Genomic DNA, 25,344 nt, shown 5'->3' with positions numbered 1-25,344 from the left:
CAAGCCAGTAAAAACACCGAACTCATCAGCAAATGAGATGAGAAATAAATAACCTGACGTTTTGACTAAATAGAAATGCCGGTTGAAAACCGGTTAACAGGAGTAAGACGCTATAACGCACCGCACCAGTAGTGCTCACTGGATAAAATGGCAGAAAGGAAAAGCATGTGGGTAGATCTTTGAAACCGGACGCTTTTGGCGCTGTTCATGATATCTCATCCTTTCATCGCGCTGATATTCCGCGCAATATACTAAGAATCCTCATAGTTATAGTGTTAGTTGGCCTATTACTTCTACCATATGGAATAATAGAAAGCAACTGCTCAATTTTATTCTTTTCTTGACTGAAAGCACAAATAAGCGAAAAAATTGGGGTATCCTGTATCTTGATGACACCAACCCAAGCCGCTCACAACGCAGCTTGGGCCTCAATATAAGGATTTACAATCCCTCGCTCATTACCCGTTATTCAAACTCATTCCACGAGCGGCCATCACGGGTGATCATGGCAACAGAAGCAACCGGCCCCCATGTTCCCGCTTGATAAGGCTTAGGCGCGTCATTATCCGCAGCCCATGCATTCATAATAGAATCAACCCACTTCCAGGCTTCTTCTACCTCATCACGACGGACAAACAGCGCCTGAATACCGCGCATGGCTTCCAGCAACAATCTCTCATAAGCATCCGCCAGCGGAATATGGTTGAACGTTTCAGAGAAACTCAGATCCAGCTTGGTTGTTTGCAAACGATGTTTATGCTCAAGCCCCGGCGCTTTGTTCAGCACTTCAATATCAATACCTTCATCCGGTTGCAGGCGAATCGTCAGTTTGTTCTGCGGCAGTTGCTGATAGGATTCAGAGAACAGGTTCAACGCTGGTTTTTTGAAATAAACCACCACTTCAGAACATTTGGTTGGCAAACGTTTGCCGGTTCTCAGATAGAAAGGAACCCCAGCCCAACGCCAATCATCAATATCGACCCGGATAGAGACAAAAGTTTCTGTCTTGCTGGATTGGTTAGCCCCCTCTTCCTCCAGATAACCCGGCACCTTATTCCCCTGAACAAAACCGGCAGTATATTGACCACGTACCGTTTTCTCCCGCACATTGGTGTGATCAATACGGCGCAAAGAACGCAATACTTTCACTTTTTCATCACGGATATGGTCCGTTGTCAGATCTGCTGGAGGAGACATGGCAATCATCGTCAGGATTTGCAACAGATGATTCTGAATCATATCGCGCATCTGCCCGGCTTGGTCAAAATAACCCCAACGGCCTTCAATACCAACTTCTTCCGCTACCGTAATTTGCACATGATCAATAGTCCGGTTATCCCAGTTATTGACAAACAATGAATTGGCAAAACGCAGCGCCAGCAAATTCAATACGGTTTCTTTACCCAGATAATGGTCAATACGATAGACCTGACACTCATTAAAATACTTGGCAACTTCATCATTGATGGCCCTGGATGATTCAAGATCGGTACCTAAAGGCTTTTCCATGACAACCCGGTTTGGCTCTTTATTCAGCCCCGCCAGTCCCAATCCGTGGCAGACAGAACCAAAAGTACTCGGCGGCATGGCAAAATAATGGATTGCAGGCCGGTTATCTTGCTTAAGAATTTTTTTCAGTCTGGTGAAATCTTCCTTTTGGTTAACATCCAGATTGCAGAAATTCAGACGCGCGCTCAATGCCTTCCATAATTCTGGATCCAGTTTTTCCGGCAAGAATGTATTCAGAGCTTCTTCAACAACCTGGGTATAAGCTTTTTTATCCCAATCCGCCCGGCCAACACCGATAATCCGGGTTTCTGGGTGGATATAACCCGCTTTTTCAAGCTGATAAAGGGAAGGTAATAATTTCCGGCGAGCCAAATCCCCTTTAGCGCCAAAAATAACTAAATCACAAGCCTGAGCCGTAGAAGTAACCGCCATATGTATCTCCTCATTGCGGGATATTGTAATTTTGTTACAGCCTTAACCGATAATGTACCCTTTTGGCTATATCGCGTAAACAGCTATAACAAATAACCCTCGCCTTCATGTCAGCGACATGTACTACCGCTGCTAAGATAGTGATAGTTTTATGTAATTCTCCAACTTCCATGAAATATAATTACCAATATGAAAGTTAGACACTTGTCATACTTTTATGAAAAATATTGGATTATTGTGACTTCCCGCTGCCAGCTTCAATTTATTACTAGTAGTATATTTTCATAAAACTTACATAGATTTCTCCTCTGAATGAAATCGCTAAAACCACAGGTCACTGCGTTTTATGAATACACTGGAACGAGTTCAAAACAGTATTGAATACTTGAGTAAGTCAGAAAAAAAAGTGGCGCGGATAATCCTGGCTTCACCACAAACTGCCATTCATTCCAGTATCGCAACACTAGCAAAAATGGCGGAAGTCAGTGAACCCACCGTTAACCGTTTTTGCCGTCGTCTGGATACCAAAGGTTTTCCTGACTTCAAACTCCATCTGGCCCAAAGCCTTGCCAATGGCACGCCTTATGTAAACCGTAATGTTGAAGAGAGCGATACCGTCAGTGCCTATACCAATAAGATCTTTGAATCGGTCATGGCGACGCTGGATACGGTAAAAAACAATTTGGATATCGCAGCCGTTAACCGGGCTGTCGATTTATTGACTCAGGCGCGGAAAATTTCATTTTTTGGTTTAGGGGCTTCTGCCGCCGTTGCTCATGACGCGATGAATAAATTCTTCCGGTTCAACATTCCGGTTATCTATTTTGACGATATCGTGATGCAGCGAATGAGCTGTATTAACAGTGCTGAAGGGGATGTGGTCGTGCTGATATCCCACACCGGCAGAACCAAAAGTCTGGTTGAGGCGGCACAGCTTGCACGTGAAAATGATGCGACAGTCATCGCCATTACCTCTCACGATTCCCCTCTCGCCCGCGAAGCAACCCTGGCGATACTTCTGGATGTACCGGAAGATACGGATATTTACATGCCAATGGTATCAAGAATTGCTCAATTAACCGTCATAGATGTTCTGGCTACCGGATTTACCCTGCGCCGTGGCGCAAAGTTCAGAGATAACTTGAAAAGAGTGAAAGAGGCCCTGCGAAATTCACGTTTTGATAAAATTGACTTTCCCCCAATCTGAAAGCCCTATCGCTGTTGGGTTGACTCTCAACACATTCAGTTTTCGATTGCGTAGCCAGTAGCCACTTATTGCTCATTGAGTGCTGTAAATAAGTCGTTGCCCTGCTGGCTTATCCAACTTTGTCGTTCATTTCGGAGCATAATTCAGCCTTTTTGGTGATTTGCTTTGATTTGACGATTAAACCAATCGCAAAAATTAAGCTAAATTCACTTTAAGTGATCCGCTATTTTAAAATATTATTTAATACAATCACCTAAAAGATAAATTATGGAAGAAGAATTTATATTACTGAGTTAATTTAATAAAATAATAGCAATTCAACAAATAAGAATCAACCCCATGTAATTAACCATGAAAATGAGAACCAATTGGTATTTTTACATCATTTACTTTAATTAATAAAATAATAATCACCCTAAAAAAATCACCAAAATGAATAGTAAGAGAAATAATCTTCATATATTTAACACAAATAGTTTAGATATTTATTCAATCATACACATTCAGGGCTTTCATTTACCAAAATTGTATAAAAAAAGTTAATCTTCTAAGTGATAAGGATATTTTATAATATTTTTCCCGAACTAAACTACCATTGACATAAGTCGCAAAAAATTATCTTAAAAATAATTTAACCAATTGATTATAAAATAATATTATTTAATTTCAGGAGAGCATTTGAGTCCGAAAAATGATTTTAAAGCTTTTTCCATTAGTGATAATGCTAATGTAATTAACCAAGAAAAATATGAAGAAAATCAAAATCTAAAGACTGGATTTCCAACAGAAAACATTACTACCCAATTGCTAAACAAGGTATTACGTCAATCATCAACAATATCATCTGTTATAGCTGATTTTATCGCGACACAATCTGGTAATGATGTACTGGATGATGGTGATATCGCTAAACTCACGACCCAATTAGATGGCGCATTAAAACAAAAAATCACAGCAGAAGTTCCGAACGCCTCATTAACACAAAAAGGTGTTATTCAACTCACAGAAAAAACAGGCGATAGTAATACACTGGCAGCCACTCAGAAGCTTGTTTCTGATGTAAATGATAATGCTAATAACCGGCTAGAGAAAAACCAAAATGGCGCAGACATTCCTGATAAAAATGCATTTTTGAAAAATCTCGGCTTAATAGAAACCATTATTAATACACAATATCCTATAGGAATTGTGATTTGGTTTGCCCAAAATAAAAACCCAAATGTGCTGTTTCCGGGCACTGCATGGGAATATATCGGTGAAAATAAAACAGTTCGATTAGCGAGAGCCGATGGCGCCGATATTTTATCAACCGGTGGTAGTGATTCGGTAAATCTAACGGCGGCACAAATGCCAGCGCATAATCATACTTTTTCTGGGACAACGAGCACATTTGATTATGGCACCAAAACCACCAGTATCGCCGGAGAGCACTATCATGATAGCGGTTGGGGTGAAGCTTACGGTGGGCGTTATGGCTATTATGACAACTCCAGAAACAATCAAGGGTCAAGCTCTACAGATTCGGATAATTACAAATTCAACACCAGCACTAATGGCGCCCATTCTCATACGGTATCAATAGGAGCACATAACCATACAATTTCAGGTAATACCGGAGACACAGGCGCCAATGCAGCGATTTCAATTACGAACTCATATGTCAAATTGATGGCATGGTATCGAAAAGAATAAGGCCCCGGCATCCCCCTGACCGTTGACAAGCCTCGCGTAAACAGCTGTCTCTTGATCGCAGATCTAACTTAAGAGACAGCTTACGCTCACATAGTGGAATTTATCCTTCATCATTGAAAATACCGCCTGCCGCTTTTCAATACCAAAACCCGCCAAGACCATTAGATTATTGATAAACCGGGAACAAATCATGATAGGATAGAAACGCGGCAATAAATATCCGTCATAAAAGAGTTAGCTAATTCGCCAGGGCATAGTGATTGTGCCAAACGTTCTCCCTGTGGTTCCCCTACAGAGACAACTGTCAGCACAGGCACTACAGCGAAAAGTATCGGTATAAGCTGATACAGGTCACAACAAGCCCTACGATAGTCGCTTGCGACTTTGCGGTGGGCATACTAACAGGTCAACGGAGTAATGCATGTCTAGACGGCTCAGAAGAACTAAGATTGTTACTACACTTGGTCCGGCTACCGATCGCGATAATAACCTTGAAAAGATTATTACTGCGGGTGCAAACGTAGTCCGCCTCAACTTTTCCCACGGCACCGCAGAAGATCACATCCAGCGTGCCAATAAAGTCCGTGAGATCGCCGCCCGCCTGGGGTGCCATGTCGCTATCCTTGGCGATCTTCAGGGACCTAAAATTCGCGTATCAACATTTAAAGAAGGCAAAATTTTCCTGAATATCGGAGATAAATTTCTGCTTGATGCCAACCTTAGCAAAGGCGAAGGCGATAAGGAGAAAGTCGGTATTGATTACAAAGGCTTACCCGCTGATGTTGTCCCGGGCGATATTCTGCTGCTGGATGATGGCCGTGTTCAACTGAAAGTATTAGAAGTTCAGGGAATGAAAGTATTCACCGAAGTGACAGTGGGCGGCCCGCTATCCAACAATAAGGGTATCAACAAACTGGGCGGGGGCTTATCTGCTGAAGCCCTAACCGAAAAAGATAAAGAAGACATTATCACTGCCGCCAGAATCGGTGTTGATTACCTGGCTGTCTCTTTTCCCCGCACCGGTGAAGATCTCAATTATGCCCGCCGTCTGGCGCGGGATGCCGGTTGCGAAACCCAAATCGTGGCAAAAGTTGAACGTGCAGAAGCCGTTAGCAGTGATGAAATCATTGATGAAATCATTCTAGCTTCCGATGTCGTGATGGTTGCCCGCGGTGACCTCGGCGTAGAAATCGGTGATCCGGAACTGGTTGGTGTGCAGAAAAAACTGATCCGCCGCGCCCGCCAGCTGAATCGTGTAGTGATTACCGCGACACAAATGATGGAATCCATGATCACCAACCCAATGCCTACCCGTGCAGAAGTTATGGATGTGGCAAATGCGGTTCTTGACGGTACTGACGCGGTGATGCTCTCCGCTGAAACCGCAGCGGGCCAATACCCTGCCGAAACCGTTGCCGCGATGGCGCGGGTCTGTCTGGGAGCGGAAAAAATGCCAGGGCTCAGTGTATCCAAACATCGGCTAGACACGACTTTCGACAGTACCGAAGAGGCGATTGCCATGTCCACCATGTACGCGGCAAACCATCTGAACGGTGTTAAAGCGATTATCGCAATGACCGAATCAGGCCGCACTACACGAATAATGTCCCGCATCAGTTCTGGTCTGCCCATTTTCTCTATGTCCCGCCATGAGAAAACCCTGAACCAGACAGCCCTTTACCGTGGCGTTACACCGGTTTATTGCAGCAGTCATACTGACGGCATCACAGCAGCCAATGAAGCCGTTAACCGCCTGCGAGACAAAGGTTATCTGGTTTCCGGCGACCTTGTTCTGGTGACTCAGGGCGACCAGATGGGAACCATTGGCAGTACCAACACCTGCCGTATTCTTGAAGTGGAATAAAAACTCACTACATTTTAGCGTCGGGCTTTCGGGGAGGAGACAGGTTAAATCGGGAAGACTGGCGCGCTTCACTTATCCAACACAACCGACGGTAAAAAAGTTTTTACCGTCTCAGATTGTTGACAAGGTGCTGTTTTTATCCGTATCAAATGTACCCTCTGATAGATATCAATATTCCCCAGGAACTGAATTAACGATTTCTATATTAATGAGGCTGATAAATATTTCATATGACTCTGATTATTTATATTGACGAGTCCTTTACTTCAAAAAGAGAATTTCAATCTTTTATAATGTCTTATTATGTAAATATTTCAGTCATATATCATAAATAATACAATATTAAACTTAGGGGAAATATCTTGATCTTAAACAATATATACCCAATAGATTTCAAGATGCATCAAGACGGCAAGGGAGTGAATCCCCGGGAGCATAGCGAACTATGTAACCGGGGTGAGCGAGTGCAGCCAACAAAGAGGCAACTTGAAAGATAACGGGTATATATTAGAATCAAAGATCTTCTCTATTATACGGCTCAATATCCCCTTCTTTGCGGGTCTTAAGCAATTTAAGGATCCAAGTGTATTGCTCAGGATTTGGCCGCACTAATTGTTCCAACTCTTCATTCATCCGGCGGGCAATAAAAGCATCATCTTTGCCTTCAATATCATCCATTGGAGGGCGAATATAAATATCAAGCTGATGAGTACGGTAATTATAAACCGGAAACAACGGCACAATCGCCGCACGGCAAATCTTCATCAACCTCCCAATGGCCGGTAATGTCGCTTTATACGTCGCGAAGAAATCGACAAACTCACTGTGTTCCTCGCCATGATCTTGATCAGGAAGGTAATATCCCCAGTAACCCTGGCGAACGGTAGCAATAAAAGGTTTAATGCCAGCATCACGGGAATGCAAGCGACCACCAAAACGGCCCCGGACTTTATTCCACAGATAATCTGCTACAGGGTTTTTCTGATGATGAAACATCGCCGCTGCTTTCTGTCCATTAGCTGTCAATAATATCGCCGGAATATCCACAGCCCAGCCATGAGGAACCATGAAAATAATGTTTTTCCCCTGCGCTTTCAGTTGGCGGGTAATCTCTTCACCATGCCAATGCGTCCGGCTTAATGCTGATTTTGTACCACGCAAACAAATCTCAGCCAGCATAACAAAAGGTTGAGGCGCAGTAGAAAACATCTCATCAATCAACGCCTCACGCTGCTGCTCTGTCAGTTCCGGCATACAGTAGCACAGATTGATCCTCGCTCTGCGACGCGCCCCTTTCGCAAGCCTGCCGGCCAGCCACCCTATTTTAGCCAACAAAGGATCACGCATTTTAACCGGGAAGTAAGTCAGCCCAGCCAATACACCCACCCCCAGCCATAATCCCCAGTAGCGAGGATGCAGGTAAGATTTATGAAATGTCGGCACATAACCCACTTTACTGTCTGTATCTGTCTCTTTATGCATGAGCTAACTCTTTAGAACAAAACGATGATCTGCCATTTTAGGATATCAACCCATCTTTTTCTGGCATAGACAAAATGACAGCGGATGATATCAATCATCCACTTTAAAGTCTGTCATTAATGTTCAATTAAGCTAATCCAGCAAAAGCTGAGGTGTTACCTCTTTTACCGTTGCCAGGAATTCTGTGCGATCTTTACCACTCAGACCACCAGAACGCGGTAATTTCGCCGTTAATGGGTTTACCACCTGCTGATTGATCCAGAATTCATAGTGCAAATGAGGCCCCGTAGAACGGCCGGTACTGCCGGACAACCCGATACGATCACCACGTTTTACCTTCTGCCCTGGTTTCACCAACAGTTTTCTCAGGTGCATATAACGGGTGGTATATTGGCGGCCATGACGAACAGCGATAAAGTTCCCCGCCGCCCCATTATATTTGGAGACAATAACCTCACCGTCACCTACCGCCAAAACCGGGGTTCCCACCGGCATGGCAAAATCCACCCCTTTGTGCGGTGCGACACGCCCTGTCACCGGGTTCACTCGCCGGGGATTAAAATGAGAAGATACACGGAATTGTTTCGTTGTTGGAAAACGCAAAAAGCCGCGTTCAAGACCAGAACCTTCACGATCATAAAAACGCCCATCTTCCGCACGGATGGCATAATAATCTTTACCGCCACTGTTCAGGCGAACACCCAGTAATTGGCTCTGTTCACTTTGACCCTCCAGCATTTCACGGGAAAGTAATACAGAGAAACGATCACCTTTATGTAATTTGCGCAAATCAATTTGCCATTGCAGTGCCTTGGTGACTTCACGCGCCTCACTGCTGGTTAAACCCGCATTTAAAGCACTGCTGGTAAAGTTACTATCAACCACACCTGTAATCGCGCTATTTTTCCACTCACCTTTCTGAAATGATTTCGTTTCTTTAAAGACATTACCTTCACGGGTATAAATACGGCTTTCACGGCGGGAAACACCCCAGGTCAGACTTTGCAGATCACCCGCTTCATTTACCGTCCATGATAATGGCTGGCCAATGTTCAGCCCCCGTAACACTTTGTACTGACTCGCCAGTAATGCCACGTCGGAAGCATCAATACCAAATTGCGTCAAAATGCTACTGAGGGTATCACCGTCAGAGACAATATATTCATGCGGAGTTTGAGCCGTCGTTTCCGAATTCGTCTCTTCATCGGGAATGCCCTCATCCGGTAATTGTTCACTGCTATCCGCAATAATCTCATCAGTATTTGCCGGGGCATTGATAGCAATACTGCCGGTGCTTATTTCTTCCTGTTCATGATGATAAGCAATTGGCTGCCACATCGTGACAACCAATGTCGCCAAAGTCAGCGAACCCAGCATAATCTTATGCGGCCGCGGTAACTCCCTATACACCAGAACGATAGTTTTAACTATCTGCTGCACTAATCGAATTCCTTATTACTTTAATTCAGGCAACTCGCGTATTGTTCCGACAACTGAGTTATAAATTTCATATAGCTGTCCTTCTCCAATACGATGCGGCTTCCTAACGGGTCTAAAGTGCCCATACGCACCCCCGTATTCTTCGCTACCGCATTAATAACGGTCGGCCTGAATTGCGGCTCAGCAAAAATGCAGGTTGCCTTCTGCTCAACCAACTGTGTTCGTATATGATGTAACTTTTGCGCGCCGGGCTGTATTTCAGGGTTAATCGTAAAATGCCCTAACGGAGTCAAGCCATAATGCTGTTCAAAATAGCCATAGGCGTCGTGAAAAACAAAATACCCTTTACCGCGCGCCAGCTTAAGAATATTAGCAATATTTTTGTCAGTTTGCGCAAGATGAACGTTGAATTTACGTAGGTTTACGTCCAGTGCCGCTTTTTTCTGCGGATAACGCGCTAATAATTGGTCATGGATCCCCTGAGCAGCCTGTTTCGCTATTTCTGGCGACAGCCAAATGTGCATATTATATTCACCATGAGAATGATGTTCCTGCTCCTCTTCATGGTTATGATGATTTGATTCCTGTAAATCTTCATCATTCTTTAGCAATAGTGATTTAATCGCCGGCAATTGCGCTAATACCAGCTGTTTATCTTGTGGCACTTTGGTTAACGGTTTAGACAAAAAGATTTCCATATCAGGACCAACCCACACAAATAAATCTGCCTGATTAATCTTCTTAAGATCAGACGGTTTCAATGCATAATCATGTGGTGAAGCACCATCAGGCAACAATACCTGCGTATCCATAACACCCTCAGTTATTGCCGCCGCAATAAAACCCAACGGACGAATTGATGTCACAACATCAGCATTAGCCGATTGTATTGTTCCTGACATGAAAACAGTGGCAATTGCGGCTTTGCAGAAAAATTTCTGCGCCAGTTTATATGATTTGTGCAACATAATGTAAATATCTCGTGAATAGAAGCAATAATTGTTATATTATAACATCTCAATGTTCACGCAAGATATATTTAGCATGTCAACACTCATCACTTTAAAAAATGTTGCAGTTACCTTCGGCAACCGTCAGGTATTAAACAATATTTCTCTTAGCTTGCAACAAGGGAATATCCTAACGTTGCTCGGTCCCAATGGTGCGGGTAAGTCAACATTAGTCCGTGTTGTTTTGGGGCTTATTGAACCGTCATCTGGCACGATTGAGCATACCGATGGACTGAGAATCGGCTATGTTCCACAGAAGTTGCATCTTGATCCTACCCTGCCATTGACAGTCAAACGCTTTATGATGCTGAAACCCGGTGTAAAATCCGCCGATATATTACCGACGCTTGAACGAGTTAATGCGGCTCACCTCTTGCAGCAACCGATGCAAAAATTATCCGGCGGAGAAAACCAACGGGTTTTATTAGCCAGAGCGCTATTAAATCAACCCCAATTGTTGGTGCTTGATGAACCGACACAAGGCGTTGATGTTAATGGTCAGTTAGCGCTCTATGATTTAATTAATCAAATCAGAACCGAATTGCATTGTGCTGTACTGATGGTCTCCCACGATTTGCATCTGGTGATGGCGAAAACAGACGAAGTTTTATGTCTTAATCAACATATTTGCTGTTCCGGTACACCGGAAGTTGTTTCAACTCACCCTGAATTTATCGCGATGTTTGGTCATCATGGTGCAGAACAATTGGCAGTATATCGGCATCAGCATAATCACCATCATGATCTGAAAGGGAAAATTATCTTGAAAAATAACAGGGAATGCCATTGATGATTGAATTATTACTCCCCGGTTGGTTGGCCGGCATATTATTGGCGATTGCTGCCGGGCCATTAGGATCATTTGTTGTCTGGCGCAGAATGTCCTATTTTGGCGATACTCTGGCTCATGCGTCATTATTGGGCGTTGCTTTCGGATTATTACTCAATATCAGCCCTTTTTACGCGGTTATCGCGGTCACTTTAATATTGGCAATCATGCTGGTCTGGCTGGAGAAACGTCCGCAACTAGCCATTGATACTTTATTGGGGATTATGGCTCACAGCGCATTATCATTAGGCTTGGTGGTTGTTAGTTTAATGTCCAATGTGCGGGTTGATTTAATGGCTTATCTGTTTGGTGACTTACTGTCAGTTACTTATGAAGATATCTGGTTGATTGCAACCGGTGTCGCTATTGTCACCACACTGCTGTTCTGGCAATGGAATGCCCTGCTTTCTATGACAGTCAGCCAGGAAATGGCTTTTGTGGATGGCATTAAAACACAGCGGTTGAGAGTGCTGTTAATGCTGGTCACAGCCTTGACAATTGGCCTGGCAATGAAGTTTGTCGGCGCTCTGATTATCACTTCCCTGCTGATTATTCCCGCCGCCACCGCTCGCCATTTCGCCCGCACACCAGAGCAAATGGCCGCTATTGCTATTGTGGTTGGTATGCTCGCTGTCACCGGCGGATTGGCCTTTTCCGCCTTTTACGACACGCCAGCCGGGCCTTCTGTTGTTCTGTGCGCTGCGGTGCTATTTATTATCAGCCTGCTCAGTAAGGCAAGAAACTGATCCTCTCAGTTGCTCCGCTCAATTACCAAGAGAAAAGCACGGGATAGGGTTCCCTTGAAGGAGTCCCATCCCGATTAGCTCAGACTGTAAACTGATTACGCCTAATCCCTGACCATACCAAAATGGCGATAAGCATGATCGGTGGCGATTCGTCCACGGGAAGTTCGTTGAATAAAACCTTGCTGGATCAGGAATGGCTCCAGCACATCCTCAATCGTTTCCCTCTCCTCACCAATGGCAGCGGCAAGGTTATCTACCCCCACAGGCCCGCCCATAAATTTATCAATGATGGCAATCAATAATTTACGATCCAGATAATCAAAACCGGCAGAATCCACACTCAGCATATCCAGCGCCCTGGTAGCAATATCACTATCAATCGCGCCATTCCCTTTCACCTGAGCAAAATCACGCACCCGGCGCAGTAAACGGTTGGTAATACGCGGCGTTCCACGGGAACGCATGGCAATCTGCCGTGCGCCATCATCAGTAATATCCACGCCCATATAACGGGCACTGCGGGATACGATACTTTGCAAATCATCCACGTTATAAAATTCAAGGCGCTGTACAATACCGAAACGATCACGCAACGGAGAAGTCAGGGAACCTGCACGCGTGGTAGCGCCAATCAGGGTAAAAGGCGGCAAATCAATCTTGATCGAACGGGCTGCCGGCCCCTCGCCAATCATAATATCCAGCTGATAATCTTCCATTGCCGGATAGAGAATCTCTTCCACCACCGGAGATAAACGGTGAATTTCGTCGATAAACAAGACATCGTGCGGTTCAAGATTTGTCAGCATTGCCGCTAAATCCCCCGCCTTTTCCAAGACCGGGCCAGACGTTGTGCGAAGATTTACCCCCATTTCATTGGCAACAATATTCGCCAGGGTTGTTTTCCCCAACCCGGGCGGGCCAAAAATCAACAGATGGTCAAGGGCATCACCACGCTGTCTGGCAGCCAGAATAAAAATCTCCATCTGCTCACAAACTTGCGGCTGTCCGACATATTCAGACAGCAATTTTGGTCTGATTGCACGGTCAATAGCTTCATCATCTTGCAAAACTTCCGCGGAAACCAGACGGTCAGCTTCAATCATGGTATACCCCTGTGATTAAAGAGCGGCGCGAAGGGCTTCGCGGATAAGTGTTTCACAATCAGCCCCCGGTTTAGCGACTTTACTGACCATTCGACTGGCCTCCTGCGGCTTATAACCCAGAGAGACTAACGCAGCAGCGGCTTCCGCTTCGATATCCGCATCAGAAGTTGTCTGTTTGGCGGTTGCCGGCAGATTAATATCACTGCTCTGATTGAACAGATCGCCATTAAGCCCTTTAAAGCGATCTTTCATTTCAACCACCAGCCGTTCGGCGGTTTTTTTACCCACACCGGGTAATTTAACCAGAGAAGCAATCGCCTCTTTCTCAATCGCAGAAACAAATTGTTGCGCAGACATACCCGAAAGAATAGCCAGCGCCAGTTTAGGGCCGACGCCATTCACTTTAATCAGTTCACGAAACAGCGCCCGCTCCTGCTTATCATTAAAACCATAAAGTAATTGCGCATCTTCACGCACCACAAAGTGAGTAAACAGAACAGTTTCCTGTCCGGTATCAGGCAATTCATAAAAACAGGTCATTGGCATATGAACTTCATAACCCACGCCATTCGTTTCCAGCAAAACCAATGGTGGTTGTTTTTCCAGCACAATTCCTCTGAGACGCCCTATCACTTGTTTACCCCCTGCAAATAAAACTGATGTTCTAGATAAAACTGATTATTCTGCTAATGCTTATAACATAAAAAAAGCTGGATGCATATCCAGCCGTTATTTTAAACGTCCACGCGCCAGAATTAATCTGGGATCACCAACACGCAAAAGATTCTGATTAAAGTGGCAATGAGTTATCGCAATTGCCAACGCATCTGCTGCATCGGCTTGCGGATTAGCAGACAATTTCAGCATAGAACGCACCATATGCTGAACCTGACTTTTTTCAGCCGCCCCAGTGCCGACAACTGTCTGTTTAACCTGCCGGGCGGCATATTCAAAAACCGGCACAGATTGATTTACCGCAGCCAGAATAGCAACACCACGCGCTTGCCCTAATTTCAGCGCTGAATCCGGGTTTTTCGCCATAAATACCTGCTCAATAGCAAAGGCATCCGGTTGGAATTGCGTAATAATTTCAAGGATACCGGCATAAATGCGCTGTAACCGGTTAGGCAGATCATCAACTTTTGTCCGGATGCAACCACTGCCAAGATAGATCAAATGGCGCCCTTGCTGGCGGATCACACCATAACCGGTGACACGGGAACCTGGGTCGATACCTAAGATAATCGCCATATCTGTTTATTCGCCTTTACGATCATCTTTAATAAGGGGGATAAAAACGTTAGAGAAAGTGCCCTGAACCCCCAGTGCACTTTCTCTACGCTGTACAACCCAATTGAAATTACAGCAAAGCGGCAACTTCATCAGAGATTTCACCGTTATGGTAAACCTCTTGTACGTCGTCTGAATCTTCCAGCATATCGATCAGACGGAGTAACTTAGGTGCGGTTTCCGCATCCAATTCAGCTTTAGTGGAAGGGAGCATCGAAACTTCTGCTGATTCGGCAACAAAACCGGCGGCATCCAACGCGTCTTTCACGTCACCAAACGTTTCTGGTGAGGTGTAAACATCGATAGCGCCATCATCATAGGTTTCCACATCATCAGCCCCTGCTTCCAACGCCGCTTCCATAACCGCATCTTCATCCAATCCCGGTGCATAAGAGATCACGCCTTTCTTAGTGAACAAATAAGCAACAGAGCCATCCGTCCCCAGATTGCCGCCGGTTTTCGTGAAAGCATGGCGAACATCAGAAACCGTACGGTTACGGTTATCACTCAGACACTCAACCATCACCGCGGTCCCCCCCGGACCATAACCTTCATAAATGATGGTTTCCATGTTGTCAGCGTCATCGTTGCCGACACCACGGGCGATAGCCCGGTTCAAAGTATCGCGGGTCATGTTGTTGGACAGCGCTTTATCAACCGCCGCCCGCAGACGTGGGTTAGCTGCCGGATCACCACCACCCAGACGGGCTGACGTTACCAGTTCCCGAATAATTTTGGTGAAAATTTTACCGCGTTTCGCATCCTGTGCGGCTTTGCGGTGCTTGGTATTGGCCCATTTGCTATGACCTGCCATAAGGTTCTCCGATAAAACATCTAATAAACTTAATTAATCACAAATTCTTCAATCGCCTGCTGATTGCTCCATGACTTGGTGAGCTTTGCCGCTTCATCCGCATCCAGCCACCGGTAAGCCTGGTGTTCAGTCAACAGGAATTCTCGCTCTTCAGGCAATGCCAGACAGAACCAGTACTCTTTATTACGGGTTACTCCCGGAGCATAACGATGACGCAAGTGGGTAAAAATCTCATAATAAAGCGAGCGCCGGCAATCTATCAGTTCAAGATTTTCACCGATGATATCAATACCGACTTCTTCTTGCACTTCACGCAATGCTGTCTCACGCGGCGTTTCGTCCCCGTCAAGGCTACCCGTCACAGATTGCCAGAAATCAGGATCGTCCCGCCGCTGTAGCATCAGCACCCGTCTGCTGGAAAACGCATAAATAACAACCAGAACAGATTCAGGGCGCTTATAAGCCATTATTCACTCTCTTTCCGGGCCACAACCGAGATTGACAGATCTTCAAGCGCGGCCAGATTCGCATAACTTGGCGCTTCGGTCATCAAACAAGCGGCAGCGGTGGTTTTAGGGAACGCGATAACATCACGGATGTTGTCAGTCCCTGTCAGCAACATCACCAGACGGTCAAGACCGAATGCCAGGCCTGCATGGGGCGGAGTCCCAAACTTCAGCGCATCCAGCAGGAAACCAAATTTTTCCTGCTGTTCCTGCTCATTAATTCCCAAAATGCGGAACACCGTTTGTTGCATGTCGTTACGGTGAATACGCACTGAACCACCGCCTACTTCATAACCATTAATCACCATATCGTAAGCATTGGCAATGGCCGAAAGCGGATTTTGCGCCAACGCTTCCGCTGACATATCACGCGGTGAAGTAAACGGATGGTGCATTGCACTCAGGCCGCCTTCACCGTCATCTTCGAACATTGGGAAATCGATAACCCACAACGGTTGCCAGCTATCCAGTTGCGTCAAGTTCAAATCGCGGCCTAACTTCAGACGAAGTGCTCCCAAGGCATCAGTGACCACTTTTGTACTGCCGGCGCCGAAGAATAGAATATCGCCATCCTGTGCACCGGTACGGGAAAGCAGACCATCAATCACTTCTGCATTCAGGAACTTAGCCACCGGGCTTTGTACCCCTTCCAGACCAGCGCCACAATTATTGACTTTTATCCACGCTAACCCTTTGGCACCATAAATCCCAACAAATTTGCCATATTCATCAATTTGTTTACGGCTCAGTTCAGCCCCACCTGGAACACGGATAACGGCCACACGGCCTTTACTGTCATTCGCCGGTTCAGCAAAAACGCTGAACTCCACATTTTTGACCAGATCAGCGACATCGACCAATTCCAGTGGGTTACGCAAATCAGGTTTATCAGAACCGAAACGACGCATAGCCTCAGCAAAAGTCATGACCGGGAAATGCCCGAGATCAACACCTTTAATTTCAAGCCACAATTCGCGGATCATTTGTTCCATCATTTCCCTGACCTGCTCGGCAGTCATAAAGGAAGTTTCCACGTCGATCTGAGTAAATTCCGGCTGGCGATCTGCCCGCAAATCTTCATCACGGAAGCATTTAACAATCTGATAATAACGATCAAAACCGGACATCATCAGCAATTGCTTAAATAACTGCGGGGACTGAGGCAACGCATAAAATTTGCCTTTATGAACACGGCTCGGCACTAAATAATCACGAGCGCCTTCTGGTGTCGCTTTAGTCAGCATCGGTGTTTCAATATCCAGGAAATCCTGACTATCCATGAAACGGCGGACAAAACTGGTAATTTTTGCGCGTGTTTTCAGGCGATTTGCCATTTCAGGACGGCGCAGATCAATATAGCGATATTTCAGACGCTGCTCTTCACTGTTCGTCTGGTTGCTATCCAAAGGCAGAGGCTCGGAACGATTGATAATATTCAGGCTTTCCGCAAAAACCTCGATTTCACCGGTAGCCATATCTTTATTGATTTGACTGTCAGGACGCGCGCGTACAGTACCGGTGATTTGAATACAGAATTCATTACGCAGCTCAGAAGCCAGAGAAAACGCTGCTTGCTGATCCGGGTCGAAAAATACCTGAACGATACCTTCACGATCACGCATATCAATAAAAATCAGGCCACCCAGATCACGGCGGCGGTTTACCCAACCACAAAGAGTCACTTTCTGGCCTTCATGGGTCAGATTCAACTGCCCACAATAATCAGTACGCATACAATATCCTTTTACTCGGCTGTTGTGCTTTTGCTGCGGAAATTTTGGCATCGTTTTTGAACTTTATTGAACATGAAAAAGTTCAAAAAAGTTCAGAACTGTCAAAAAAGGCCGCCATTATAATAGAAATTCTGCTCAGAGATAAGGGCGAGCAAATATCCTTGATTATACAATTGCCTTGATGTCTGATAATCAGACAATTTATTTTCAATTCCTGTTTTTTATAGCGACAGTTTTATTTTTGAGGTTTATCATAACCTAATTGGCCAATTTCGGTTAGGCAATGGAGTTAAAAATGGTTAGCTCGCTTTATGTTGTGTTGGGCGCACTATTATTGATTAAGCTGTCTTTTGATGTGGTTAGATTAAGAACACAATATCGTGTTTCATATGGAGATGACGGTTTTTACGAATTACAAACCGCTATCCGTATTCACGGCAATGCTGTGGAATATATTCCCATCTCAATGTTATTACTAGTGATGATGGAGATGAACGGCTCAAATGTCTGGATGATACATGTCTGTGGTTTGATCCTGCTCACCGGCAGGTTGTTACATTATTATGGCCTGCACCACCGAGAGTTCCGCTGGCGGCGCTCCGGCATGGCAGCAACCTATCTCTCCATGATATTGATGGTGATTGCCAATATTTACTATCTGCCTTGGGAACAGATATTTTCTCTTTATGTCTGATATTGCCGCCACTGAAATAAACAGGCAGCAAGTTCTGCTGCCTGAAATGATTTATGCTGATTACCATTGCGGTCTTTCTCCGAATTTCTGTTAGAATACCGCCTTCTATTTTTTCTATTAATCAATGCTGTTATGTCAAATCAAGATCCTCACAATCAAAGGGATAGCCTGTTTGCCGCCCCCATTGCCAATTTGGGTGACTGGCGTTTCGATGAACGGGTTGCAGAAGTTTTCCCTGATATGATCCAACGCTCTGTGCCAGGTTATTCAAATATCGTTTCCATGATTGGTATGCTGGCCAGTCGTTTCGTGACATCAAACAGTCAGATTTATGACCTGGGTTGTTCCCTTGGCGCATCAACCCTGGCAATGCGCCGCAATATTACGGCGGAAAATTGCAAGATCATCGCGGTTGATAATTCTCCGGCGATGGTAGAACGCTGTCGTCGCCATATTGATGCTTTCCGGGCGCACACCCCCGTTGACGTAATTGAAGCGGATATTCTCGATATTGATATCCAGAATGCCTCAATGGTTGTGCTGAATTTCACCTTACAATTTCTCGACCCGCAAGATCGGCAAGGTTTGCTTAACCGGATTTATCAGGGATTACGTCCGGGCGGTGTGTTAGTTTTATCAGAGAAATTCAGCTTTGAAGATCAACAGATTGGTGAGTTGCTGTTTAATATGCACCACGATTTTAAGCGTGCTAACGGCTACAGCGAATTGGAGATCAGCCAGAAACGCAGTATGCTTGAAAATGTGATGCTGACTGATTCCGTCGAAACACATAAATCCCGCCTTCATCAGTCTGGTTTTGAACATGTTGAAGTCTGGTTTCAGTGTTTCAATTTCGGCTCATTACTGGCGATAAAAGGAGTCGATAAATGATCGATTTCGGTAATTTTTATCAACTTATCGCCAAGAACAACCTCCAACACTGGCTTCATTGTCTTCCGGCCCAACTGGATGAATGGCAAAAAGCGGCCCTGCATAGCAGTCTTAAATCGTGGGTCAAAACCCTGGAAAACCTGCCCGAAATTTCGCCGACTAAATTAGATCTAAAAAATGGCGTGATCGCAGAACGTGATCCCCCTCTATCCGCCGGTGAAAAAGTCTGTATTACCAATATATTGAGAGTATTTATGCCGTGGCGCAAAGGGCCATTTTCTCTTTATGGTGTGAATATCGACACTGAATGGCGTTCAGATTGGAAATGGGATCGAGTACTGCCCCATATTTCGCCCTTAGCGGGCCGGACCATTCTTGATGTTGGCTGTGGCAGCGGCTATCACCTGTGGCGGATGGTCGGTGAAGGGGCTGAACTTGCGATTGGTATCGATCCAACTCAACTTTTTCTCTGCCAGTTTGAAGCCGTTAGAAAGTTGCTTGGCAGCGATCAACGTGCTCATCTTTTACCTCTGGGAATCGAACAATTACCGGCACTGGCCGCTTTTGATACCGTTTTTTCAATGGGCGTCCTCTATCACCGCCGTTCCCCACTCGACCATCTTTGGCAGTTAAAAAACCAACTGGTGTCCGATGGCGAATTGGTGCTGGAAAGTTTGGTTGTTGAAGGTGATGAATACACCTGTCTAATCCCTGGCGAACGCTATGCCCAGATGCGTAATGTTTATTTCATCCCATCAGCGAAAATGCTGAAAGTCTGGCTGGAAAAATGCGGTTTTGTTGATGTGAGGATTGTCGATCACGCGGTAACTACCACGGAAGAACAACGTCGTACCGACTGGATGAAAACAGAATCGTTATCTGACTTTCTCGATCCTGGAGATAACGGTAAAACCATTGAGGGCTATCCAGCCCCGCTGCGTGCGGTACTGATTGCCAGTAAACCCTGAGTTTGTGCTGGCCCAACAGGGCCAGTTCGAAATTTACTTAACAGCAGGATTTATTCAAACAAGGTCAGATTCAGCATCCCTTTCATGACCTCTACCGCACCACCATCAACGCAGTAATGTGAAAACTCATCCACTTCATTGTCAGAACTCATTGTCACCCCCGCTTTGCGGTAGGTCATGGTGGAAAGCATCACGCGGCTGGCAGAGCTGTGAACTTCCGTTAGCCCTATATCGATAAATTTATGAATATTACTCAGGCGAACACCCGCGCCCGCCATAATAATGGGTCCCTGACTGGCCTGATGAAGCTCTTTTAATAAGGGTAATCCCAATTCAGCATTCTGTTGCTGGCCGGAAGTCAATATTCGCTTAACACCAAGCTGAGTCAGTTGATCCAATGCCACGTTAGGATTAAAACACATATCAAACGCACGGTGAAAAGTGACAGCCATATCGCCGGACAACGCCATCAATTGTTGCATCCGTGGCAAATCAATATGACCTTCTTCATCCAACACACCAAAAACGACGCCCATAAATCCCATATCACGGATCTGGGCGACATCATTTTTCATCACCTCAAAATCTGAATGGCTGTAGCAAAAATCACCGCCTCTTGGACGTACAATTGGATGTACAGGAATAGTTAATTGCTCAATAGCCTGCTTCAATGTACCAAAACTCGGTGTTAATCCCCCTTCCGTCGGACTGGCACACAACTCTATCCGGTCAGCCCCAGCCTGTTGTGCGATTAATCCGCAACCTACGCTAAAACAACAAATTTCTAACTTTGTCATCAGAAATTCCTTGAACACCCAGTCAATAACGAGCAACTAATGAACCTAAACGATTCAGTAACTCAACTCACTAACTATGACATTTAATTATTCCCAATGATTTGTAGGAAATCACAAGGTCAGAATTTTTATCTGGATCACAGGGATGGAAAAGTTAATTTTGCTGACTAGTGCTCACTTTTAACGATGTCACGCAATGTAAATGGATGAAATTTGACTGTGAGCTCACCATCAGTGATTGCTAAGGTAGGATTAGGCAACCGCTCCCGCTCTCCTTTGGGTTGACTTTCTTTAACAGAAAAACCGTTCGGCAAAGGCTGCGGTAATAATGCCCTTGCTTCTACCGACAACATTTCCGGCGCCACGGGCAGCACCAGCTCCACATGCTCCCATCCCTGATGTGCATAGGCTTTCTTGCCGGGGTATGGCAATTCAACACAATCAATCTGCCAGTTAAGCACCGTTATTGGCTGTGCCAAATCAAACAAACAGATTGGACGCCCATTAATAATACTTTCCGACATCAGACTTCCACACTGCAAAAAACCTTTACGCCAGCGTTCCGCTACGGCGATATCATTACAGCGTAAAGAGATATGATCGGCCTGATATTTATCAAAATCCAGGTTAAGCCGCTGCCTGAATTGGGATAGTTTTTGTGTAAACATTACCAGATCAACAACTAAATCCTGTAATTCAGCGATATTCTGTAATTCAACAACAGAAGAAAAATGTGTCATATCATCCCGGTTAACATGCAATAAATTAGTATCTCCTCCAGACCTGAATGCCGAGGAGCCTCCGCCGTTTCAAGCCTCAGATAATACTCCCGGTTTGTAATAATTGAAATCAGGTGCTGTGCTTTGAGGATATTGTACACACATATGTACAAACAGAAATAGCACCCGATATGGAGTGTAGCAATTGATTTTACACTATTAGGTGGGAAGAATAGGGATCAGCTCAGAAATGAGAAACAGGTTGCAAGACCACAAAAAACCAGCGCTTTGTCAATAAACTGAACCCACTTAGACAGATTTTGCTTATCAAATATATAACTTGTCTCTGCTTATGATGCTAACAATATGGTGGCAGCAATCATGGGATATCGAATTCGGTTCCCATCGAGAAAGCTCACTCATAGAAAGATGTGTGGCGCTCCAAGGTTTAACACCCTTAATCCCAATTCCGCCTTCTTTTAGCATATCAAGATCTATTAGGTACTGGATGATTTCACCTTCGCTGTAGCCGGAATTAAGCATCTCAAAAGACTGAAACTTATAATAATCTTCAGTGAAACATCCTAATCGGATGATCCCTATGTAGTAATGATATTCGCTACCGCTTAAGAGATATTCAGTTACCTCTAAGAAATCACCATCTTTTGATAAGTGATAAAACTTTTCTACAATCTCTTCTTTTATACAGTCAGGTTTTCTACTCAAATCTTTAGTGTATGAATCGTTCAGGTCAGGGGCCATCTTTATCTCAACTACACATTAGCAACAGGACTATACTTCTGAATAAAATCACAGACAGTTTTTTCAATACTGGTATTTATTGAAGGCAAGCTATCTTCCAAGTCAGGATATTGATGTGTCGGATTTACAAGATATCTTACCTTATCTTTACACACGGTAAGTTCAGCATATGGGATCACCTGGAACTTGCTTGGATTGTCTGCATTTTCAATAGTAACGATGAACAATTGACGCTTAACATCAACTCTACAGCTTAAGCGTCTAACAGAGAACATCTTCTGTGATGGTTCATCAAAAAAAGAATTGATAATTTCTGTTGAGTGGCTAATAGTCTGTATAGATCTGGTGTGTTCAGTTCTCATATAGCCCCCTAACATTATGAAACTCAAGTAAATAGATGATTAGCAGTTATCAAATTGATAAGTATTACTTGAGGTAATAGTAGTCAGATTGACCCTCTAGTTCAACAAATTTAACAACCAGAGCTGTGTTTTTATTATTCCAGAACGTTTTAGATTTCAGTCATCCTTGCATCAAGAATTCGCAAGATGCTAGCCATCATGCGATTCAGTGGTCGGATATTGCTCATTGAGCATCTGCAAATAATCCGCACTGGTCAGGTTGCTGATGTTATCGCCGTTTTCTAAACGCGCTTTCAACCAATTGATAATCCGTTCCACTAACCGCCCCTCTGACTCATTCAGTTTTTCAGCTAATTCACCGTGGTTTTCCCATAAATGACTACTGATCACAAATGCCTTCCCTTTCAGGGCATAATAGGAATGATGCCAGGCATACGATAAATGGCTATCCAGGACGAAAGGCCGTTCATTCCCACCTTGACCGCAATTCTCAGGGCGGGAATAAATCTGGGGCTCAGGGGTATCGATCATTAACTCACTCACCGGTGTCAAAAATGCTGACCAATCGCTGATTATCATTGCCGGTAATAACTGGCTGAGAATTCGGGGATCCATACTGCGCAAAATCACCGACCTTTCACGCAATATCACCTGCTGGCGTGAACGCCAGTGATTAAGCTGTTGGGTCCATAAATCCTCACTGCGGTAAGCCCAGCCCCAACTGTTGTCGCTCAGGGTTTTGCTATCAAGCAAATGACCGATTACTGACAGATAGCCTGACCTGGGCTGAACCAGCCAGGGGCTTTGTGCCAGCAGGTGATCCATCGGTGTACCACTGTATAGCGGAAAAGCCTGTTCTACCCAGTCGTTTTTGTAAAAGCGACCTATTGGGTTAGGTTCTGCCAATGAATTGAGCATAAAGAAAACAGGCGGCTTATCAGGCGTGGTCAACCACTGTTGCCAATTGATAGAAATGTTCATGCATCCTCCTGGTTATCGATAATCCAGTTAGCTTCTTGTTGAGCCTGCACAGCACAAATTGGTTTGACTGGAGATTTTGGAGATTTTACACCAGGCAGCGGTTCTACCCCCTCTGGCAGTTGCAGAGACAAACCACGCCCGGCACCGGCAGAACCTTGCCCGACAGATAAATTCGGGGAAGTCAGAATACCGCCGGGAGTTAACCGGATAAAATGGCCGCCGATTTTTAAGGTAATTTCTGACGCCGCTTCCAGCACGATTTTACCGCCACTTTTCAGATGCGTTTCCTGACCACTTTCAGTGACTAACGCTTCCCCGGCCTGTAAATGCTGACTGCCGGTGATACGGTGCGACACATCCCCATCGGTACTGTATTTACCGGAGCCGGCGATTTTCCGGTGGTCATCAGCGCGGATTTCACTGTAACGGTTATTGTCGATCCGCTGTTTATGGTCGTGTTTAATATGCCAGTAGGTATCATGCTGAATATGGGCAGTCAGATCTCTCTGCCCGTGCAGGTAAATCTCTTCCTGGTCTTTGGCATCCTCAAACCGCAATTCATTAAAACCGTCACCTTTGTGGGTCCGGGTTTTAAACGTGGTGCGGGTTTTCTCGGCGGGTAAATCCAGCGGTGGCCGGTTTAAGCCGTTGTAGGTGCAGCCGGTGACAATCGGCCGATCGATATCGCCGTTCAGATAGGACACAATCACTTCCTGACCGATACGGGGAACCGCCATAAAACCGTAACCGCTGCCATTCCAGCCTTGGGCGAACCGTACCCAACAAGAGGCGTTTTCATCGGCCTTATCATAACGATCCCAGTGAAAATGGATGCGGATACAACCGTCTTCATTGACATAAATCTCTTCCCCTGCCGGGCCCACCACGGTTGCCACTTCATCACCATCCGCCAGTGGTTTGTAACGATATAGCGCTCGCCAGTCCTTATAGCCGGAAATAAAACTGAATTCGTTATGCAGATAACTTCCTGATCCGCCACGGGTTTCTTCCAGTGCCTGCGGGCACTTACCGTAATGATGAATGGTCACGATTTGCCAGCGGGTGTTCATGGCGTCAACCGGATGTTCACTGAGGTCAAAGATTTTACCGGGCATCAGTTTAAAACAGTTGCTTTGCCCGCTGCCTTCCTGACGTTGATTCTGAACGGCCTGCTGACGGCGCTGGACAAACGGTTTCGCCTCCGCGTCTTTCTGAAAACGGCCGTAGCTTTCAAAGATCGAAAACAGGGTTTCTTGCCCCTCTACACGGGGATCGGTATTGGCCCGGTGTGTCAGGCGGTAAGCGGGGTTTTGAGGATTCCGGTCCTTATAGATCACCCGTTGCGGGGTCATGGAGACACCCAGATGCACTTGGTTGATCACATTCATTTCAGTGGCGACTTGTACCTGAGGATTGTAAACCAGCGGTAAATTGGCCGTCATGCCTAAGTGGCTGTCACTGAAAAACAGTTTGTCGTCTTCAAACCAGAAATTCAGCCCTTCTTCGGCGACTA

24 protein-coding genes are annotated in these 25,344 nt (G+C 45.2%); 8 read left to right on the top strand and 16 right to left on the bottom strand.

Annotation, left to right across the window (positions count from 1 at the left end):
* Window positions 1-465: 465 nt before the first annotated feature.
* Window positions 466-1,941, bottom strand: coding sequence for a glucose-6-phosphate dehydrogenase (zwf, locus tag LGZ99_RS06225; protein WP_036837346.1), 1,476 nt, complete (start codon window positions 1,939-1,941; stop codon window positions 466-468).
* Between the two features lie 346 nt (window positions 1,942-2,287).
* On the opposite strand from zwf, the gene LGZ99_RS06220 reads away from it, so the two are divergent.
* The 3 genes from LGZ99_RS06220 (at window position 2,288) to pyk (ending at window position 6,704) form a co-directional block, all read left to right on the top strand.
* Window positions 2,288-3,148 carry a MurR/RpiR family transcriptional regulator gene (locus LGZ99_RS06220; RefSeq protein ID WP_036837345.1) on the top strand — a complete coding sequence of 287 codons (861 nt, stop codon included), beginning with the start codon at window positions 2,288-2,290 and terminating at the stop codon, window positions 3,146-3,148.
* A 678-nt stretch (window positions 3,149-3,826) separates the two neighbouring features.
* Window positions 3,827-4,840, top strand: coding sequence for a tail fiber protein (locus LGZ99_RS06215; RefSeq protein ID WP_021326566.1), 1,014 nt, complete (start codon window positions 3,827-3,829; stop codon window positions 4,838-4,840).
* Between the two features lie 421 nt (window positions 4,841-5,261).
* Window positions 5,262-6,704 (top strand): pyruvate kinase, encoded by a 1,443-nt coding sequence (gene pyk, locus LGZ99_RS06210; protein WP_262978959.1) that lies wholly within the window; start codon window positions 5,262-5,264, stop codon window positions 6,702-6,704.
* Between the two features lie 513 nt (window positions 6,705-7,217).
* On the opposite strand, the gene lpxM is transcribed toward pyk, so the two are convergent.
* The 3 genes from lpxM to znuA form a co-directional block, all read right to left on the bottom strand.
* Entirely contained in the window at window positions 7,218-8,186 is a 969-nt protein-coding gene (gene lpxM, locus LGZ99_RS06205) for a lauroyl-Kdo(2)-lipid IV(A) myristoyltransferase (RefSeq protein ID WP_021326564.1), read from the bottom strand.
* Window positions 8,187-8,318: 132 nt separating this feature from the next.
* Entirely contained in the window at window positions 8,319-9,626 is a 1,308-nt protein-coding gene (gene mepM, locus LGZ99_RS06200; RefSeq protein WP_021326563.1) for a murein DD-endopeptidase MepM, read from the bottom strand.
* 20 nt (window positions 9,627-9,646) lie between these two features.
* Window positions 9,647-10,594: a zinc ABC transporter substrate-binding protein ZnuA gene (znuA, locus tag LGZ99_RS06195; protein ID WP_021326562.1), complete on the bottom strand. Its 948-nt coding sequence runs from the start codon at window positions 10,592-10,594 to the stop codon at window positions 9,647-9,649.
* Window positions 10,595-10,670: 76 nt separating this feature from the next.
* Here znuA and znuC point away from each other — a divergent pair, with 76 nt between their 5' ends.
* Together znuC and znuB are read left to right on the top strand one after the other, a co-directional pair.
* Window positions 10,671-11,426 (top strand): zinc ABC transporter ATP-binding protein ZnuC, encoded by a 756-nt coding sequence (znuC, locus tag LGZ99_RS06190; protein ID WP_021326561.1) that lies wholly within the window; start codon window positions 10,671-10,673, stop codon window positions 11,424-11,426.
* Window positions 11,426-12,211, top strand: a complete 786-nt coding sequence (znuB, locus tag LGZ99_RS06185; RefSeq protein ID WP_023045624.1) for a zinc ABC transporter permease subunit ZnuB — start codon at window positions 11,426-11,428, stop codon at window positions 12,209-12,211. Before znuC ends, znuB begins: the two co-directional genes overlap by 1 nt.
* A gap of 101 nt (window positions 12,212-12,312) precedes the next feature.
* On the opposite strand, the gene ruvB is transcribed toward znuB, so the two are convergent.
* The 6 genes from ruvB to aspS form a co-directional block, all read right to left on the bottom strand.
* On the bottom strand, window positions 12,313-13,314 hold the full coding sequence (ruvB, locus tag LGZ99_RS06180; RefSeq protein WP_036837318.1) for a Holliday junction branch migration DNA helicase RuvB: 1,002 nt from the start codon (window positions 13,312-13,314) through the stop codon (window positions 12,313-12,315).
* A 15-nt stretch (window positions 13,315-13,329) separates the two neighbouring features.
* Window positions 13,330-13,947 carry a Holliday junction branch migration protein RuvA gene (gene ruvA / locus LGZ99_RS06175; RefSeq protein WP_021326558.1) on the bottom strand — a complete coding sequence of 206 codons (618 nt, stop codon included), beginning with the start codon at window positions 13,945-13,947 and terminating at the stop codon, window positions 13,330-13,332.
* Between the two features lie 96 nt (window positions 13,948-14,043).
* Window positions 14,044-14,565: a crossover junction endodeoxyribonuclease RuvC gene (gene ruvC, locus LGZ99_RS06170; protein ID WP_021326557.1), complete on the bottom strand. Its 522-nt coding sequence runs from the start codon at window positions 14,563-14,565 to the stop codon at window positions 14,044-14,046.
* 109 nt (window positions 14,566-14,674) lie between these two features.
* Window positions 14,675-15,418, bottom strand: a complete 744-nt coding sequence (locus LGZ99_RS06165; RefSeq protein ID WP_036837316.1) for a YebC/PmpR family DNA-binding transcriptional regulator — start codon at window positions 15,416-15,418, stop codon at window positions 14,675-14,677.
* Between the two features lie 29 nt (window positions 15,419-15,447).
* Complete coding sequence (gene nudB, locus LGZ99_RS06160) at window positions 15,448-15,885, bottom strand: dihydroneopterin triphosphate diphosphatase (protein ID WP_021326555.1); 438 nt, start codon at window positions 15,883-15,885, stop codon at window positions 15,448-15,450.
* Window positions 15,885-17,657 (bottom strand): aspartate--tRNA ligase, encoded by a 1,773-nt coding sequence (gene aspS, locus LGZ99_RS06155; protein WP_021326554.1) that lies wholly within the window; start codon window positions 17,655-17,657, stop codon window positions 15,885-15,887. The genes nudB and aspS overlap by 1 nt, the downstream gene beginning before the upstream one ends.
* A gap of 295 nt (window positions 17,658-17,952) precedes the next feature.
* Here aspS and LGZ99_RS06150 point away from each other — a divergent pair, with 295 nt between their 5' ends.
* From LGZ99_RS06150 to cmoB, 3 genes are all read left to right on the top strand, one after another.
* A complete protein-coding gene (locus tag LGZ99_RS06150; RefSeq protein ID WP_021326553.1) occupies window positions 17,953-18,351 on the top strand; it encodes an MAPEG family protein in 399 nt (132 codons plus the stop codon).
* 132 nt (window positions 18,352-18,483) lie between these two features.
* Window positions 18,484-19,242 (top strand): carboxy-S-adenosyl-L-methionine synthase CmoA, encoded by a 759-nt coding sequence (cmoA, locus tag LGZ99_RS06145; RefSeq protein ID WP_021326552.1) that lies wholly within the window; start codon window positions 18,484-18,486, stop codon window positions 19,240-19,242.
* Window positions 19,239-20,210, top strand: coding sequence for a tRNA 5-methoxyuridine(34)/uridine 5-oxyacetic acid(34) synthase CmoB (gene cmoB, locus LGZ99_RS06140; RefSeq protein WP_036837315.1), 972 nt, complete (start codon window positions 19,239-19,241; stop codon window positions 20,208-20,210). Before cmoA ends, cmoB begins: the two co-directional genes overlap by 4 nt.
* 50 nt (window positions 20,211-20,260) lie before the next feature.
* On the opposite strand, the gene cutC is transcribed toward cmoB, so the two are convergent.
* The 6 genes from cutC to tssI all read right to left on the bottom strand — a co-directional run.
* The gene (cutC, locus tag LGZ99_RS06135; RefSeq protein ID WP_036837313.1) at window positions 20,261-21,007 is read right to left on the bottom strand and encodes a copper homeostasis protein CutC; all 747 of its coding nucleotides are present in this window, start codon (window positions 21,005-21,007) and stop codon (window positions 20,261-20,263) included.
* A 167-nt stretch (window positions 21,008-21,174) separates the two neighbouring features.
* Complete coding sequence (locus tag LGZ99_RS06130; RefSeq protein ID WP_036837342.1) at window positions 21,175-21,747, bottom strand: VOC family protein; 573 nt, start codon at window positions 21,745-21,747, stop codon at window positions 21,175-21,177.
* 306 nt (window positions 21,748-22,053) lie between these two features.
* A complete protein-coding gene (locus LGZ99_RS06125) occupies window positions 22,054-22,488 on the bottom strand; it encodes a hypothetical protein (RefSeq protein WP_036837312.1) in 435 nt (144 codons plus the stop codon).
* Window positions 22,489-22,499: 11 nt separating this feature from the next.
* The gene (locus LGZ99_RS06120) at window positions 22,500-22,850 is read right to left on the bottom strand and encodes a hypothetical protein (protein ID WP_036837311.1); all 351 of its coding nucleotides are present in this window, start codon (window positions 22,848-22,850) and stop codon (window positions 22,500-22,502) included.
* Window positions 22,851-23,039: 189 nt separating this feature from the next.
* On the bottom strand, window positions 23,040-23,831 hold the full coding sequence (locus LGZ99_RS06115; protein WP_262978958.1) for a DUF4123 domain-containing protein: 792 nt from the start codon (window positions 23,829-23,831) through the stop codon (window positions 23,040-23,042).
* The coding region (gene tssI, locus LGZ99_RS06110; protein ID WP_262978957.1) for a type VI secretion system tip protein TssI/VgrG at window positions 23,828-25,344 on the bottom strand (1,517 nt) is incomplete at its 5' end. The genes LGZ99_RS06115 and tssI, both read right to left, overlap by 4 nt.

It is taken from the genome of Photorhabdus temperata (genome assembly GCF_025384845.1).
GTDB classification, from domain to species: domain Bacteria; phylum Pseudomonadota; class Gammaproteobacteria; order Enterobacterales; family Enterobacteriaceae; genus Photorhabdus; species Photorhabdus temperata.
The sequence above is the reverse complement of the archived record's forward strand: the minus strand, read 5'-3'. Positions and strand labels throughout refer to the sequence as shown.

What these genes read in the sequence shown, in the direction of transcription:
- zwf (WP_036837346.1), bottom strand. Translation starts at nt 1,941, where the DNA reads ATGGCGGTTACTTCTACGGCTCAGGCTTGTGATTTAGTTATTTTTGGC.
- LGZ99_RS06220 (WP_036837345.1), top strand. Translation starts at nt 2,288, where the DNA reads ATGAATACACTGGAACGAGTTCAAAACAGTATTGAATACTTGAGTAAG.
- pyk (WP_262978959.1), top strand. Translation starts at nt 5,262, where the DNA reads ATGTCTAGACGGCTCAGAAGAACTAAGATTGTTACTACACTTGGTCCG.
- lpxM (WP_021326564.1), bottom strand. Translation starts at nt 8,186, where the DNA reads ATGCATAAAGAGACAGATACAGACAGTAAAGTGGGTTATGTGCCGACA.
- znuA (WP_021326562.1), bottom strand. Translation starts at nt 10,594, where the DNA reads ATGTTGCACAAATCATATAAACTGGCGCAGAAATTTTTCTGCAAAGCC.
- znuC (WP_021326561.1), top strand. Translation starts at nt 10,671, where the DNA reads ATGTCAACACTCATCACTTTAAAAAATGTTGCAGTTACCTTCGGCAAC.
- znuB (WP_023045624.1), top strand. Translation starts at nt 11,426, where the DNA reads ATGATTGAATTATTACTCCCCGGTTGGTTGGCCGGCATATTATTGGCG.
- ruvB (WP_036837318.1), bottom strand. Translation starts at nt 13,314, where the DNA reads ATGATTGAAGCTGACCGTCTGGTTTCCGCGGAAGTTTTGCAAGATGAT.
- ruvC (WP_021326557.1), bottom strand. Translation starts at nt 14,565, where the DNA reads ATGGCGATTATCTTAGGTATCGACCCAGGTTCCCGTGTCACCGGTTAT.
- LGZ99_RS06165 (WP_036837316.1), bottom strand. Translation starts at nt 15,418, where the DNA reads ATGGCAGGTCATAGCAAATGGGCCAATACCAAGCACCGCAAAGCCGCA.
- nudB (WP_021326555.1), bottom strand. Translation starts at nt 15,885, where the DNA reads ATGGCTTATAAGCGCCCTGAATCTGTTCTGGTTGTTATTTATGCGTTT.
- aspS (WP_021326554.1), bottom strand. Translation starts at nt 17,657, where the DNA reads ATGCGTACTGATTATTGTGGGCAGTTGAATCTGACCCATGAAGGCCAG.
- LGZ99_RS06150 (WP_021326553.1), top strand. Translation starts at nt 17,953, where the DNA reads ATGGTTAGCTCGCTTTATGTTGTGTTGGGCGCACTATTATTGATTAAG.
- cmoA (WP_021326552.1), top strand. Translation starts at nt 18,484, where the DNA reads ATGTCAAATCAAGATCCTCACAATCAAAGGGATAGCCTGTTTGCCGCC.
- cmoB (WP_036837315.1), top strand. Translation starts at nt 19,239, where the DNA reads ATGATCGATTTCGGTAATTTTTATCAACTTATCGCCAAGAACAACCTC.
- cutC (WP_036837313.1), bottom strand. Translation starts at nt 21,007, where the DNA reads ATGACAAAGTTAGAAATTTGTTGTTTTAGCGTAGGTTGCGGATTAATC.
- LGZ99_RS06130 (WP_036837342.1), bottom strand. Translation starts at nt 21,747, where the DNA reads ATGACACATTTTTCTTCTGTTGTTGAATTACAGAATATCGCTGAATTA.
- LGZ99_RS06125 (WP_036837312.1), bottom strand. Translation starts at nt 22,488, where the DNA reads ATGGCCCCTGACCTGAACGATTCATACACTAAAGATTTGAGTAGAAAA.
- LGZ99_RS06120 (WP_036837311.1), bottom strand. Translation starts at nt 22,850, where the DNA reads ATGAGAACTGAACACACCAGATCTATACAGACTATTAGCCACTCAACA.
- LGZ99_RS06115 (WP_262978958.1), bottom strand. Translation starts at nt 23,831, where the DNA reads ATGAACATTTCTATCAATTGGCAACAGTGGTTGACCACGCCTGATAAG.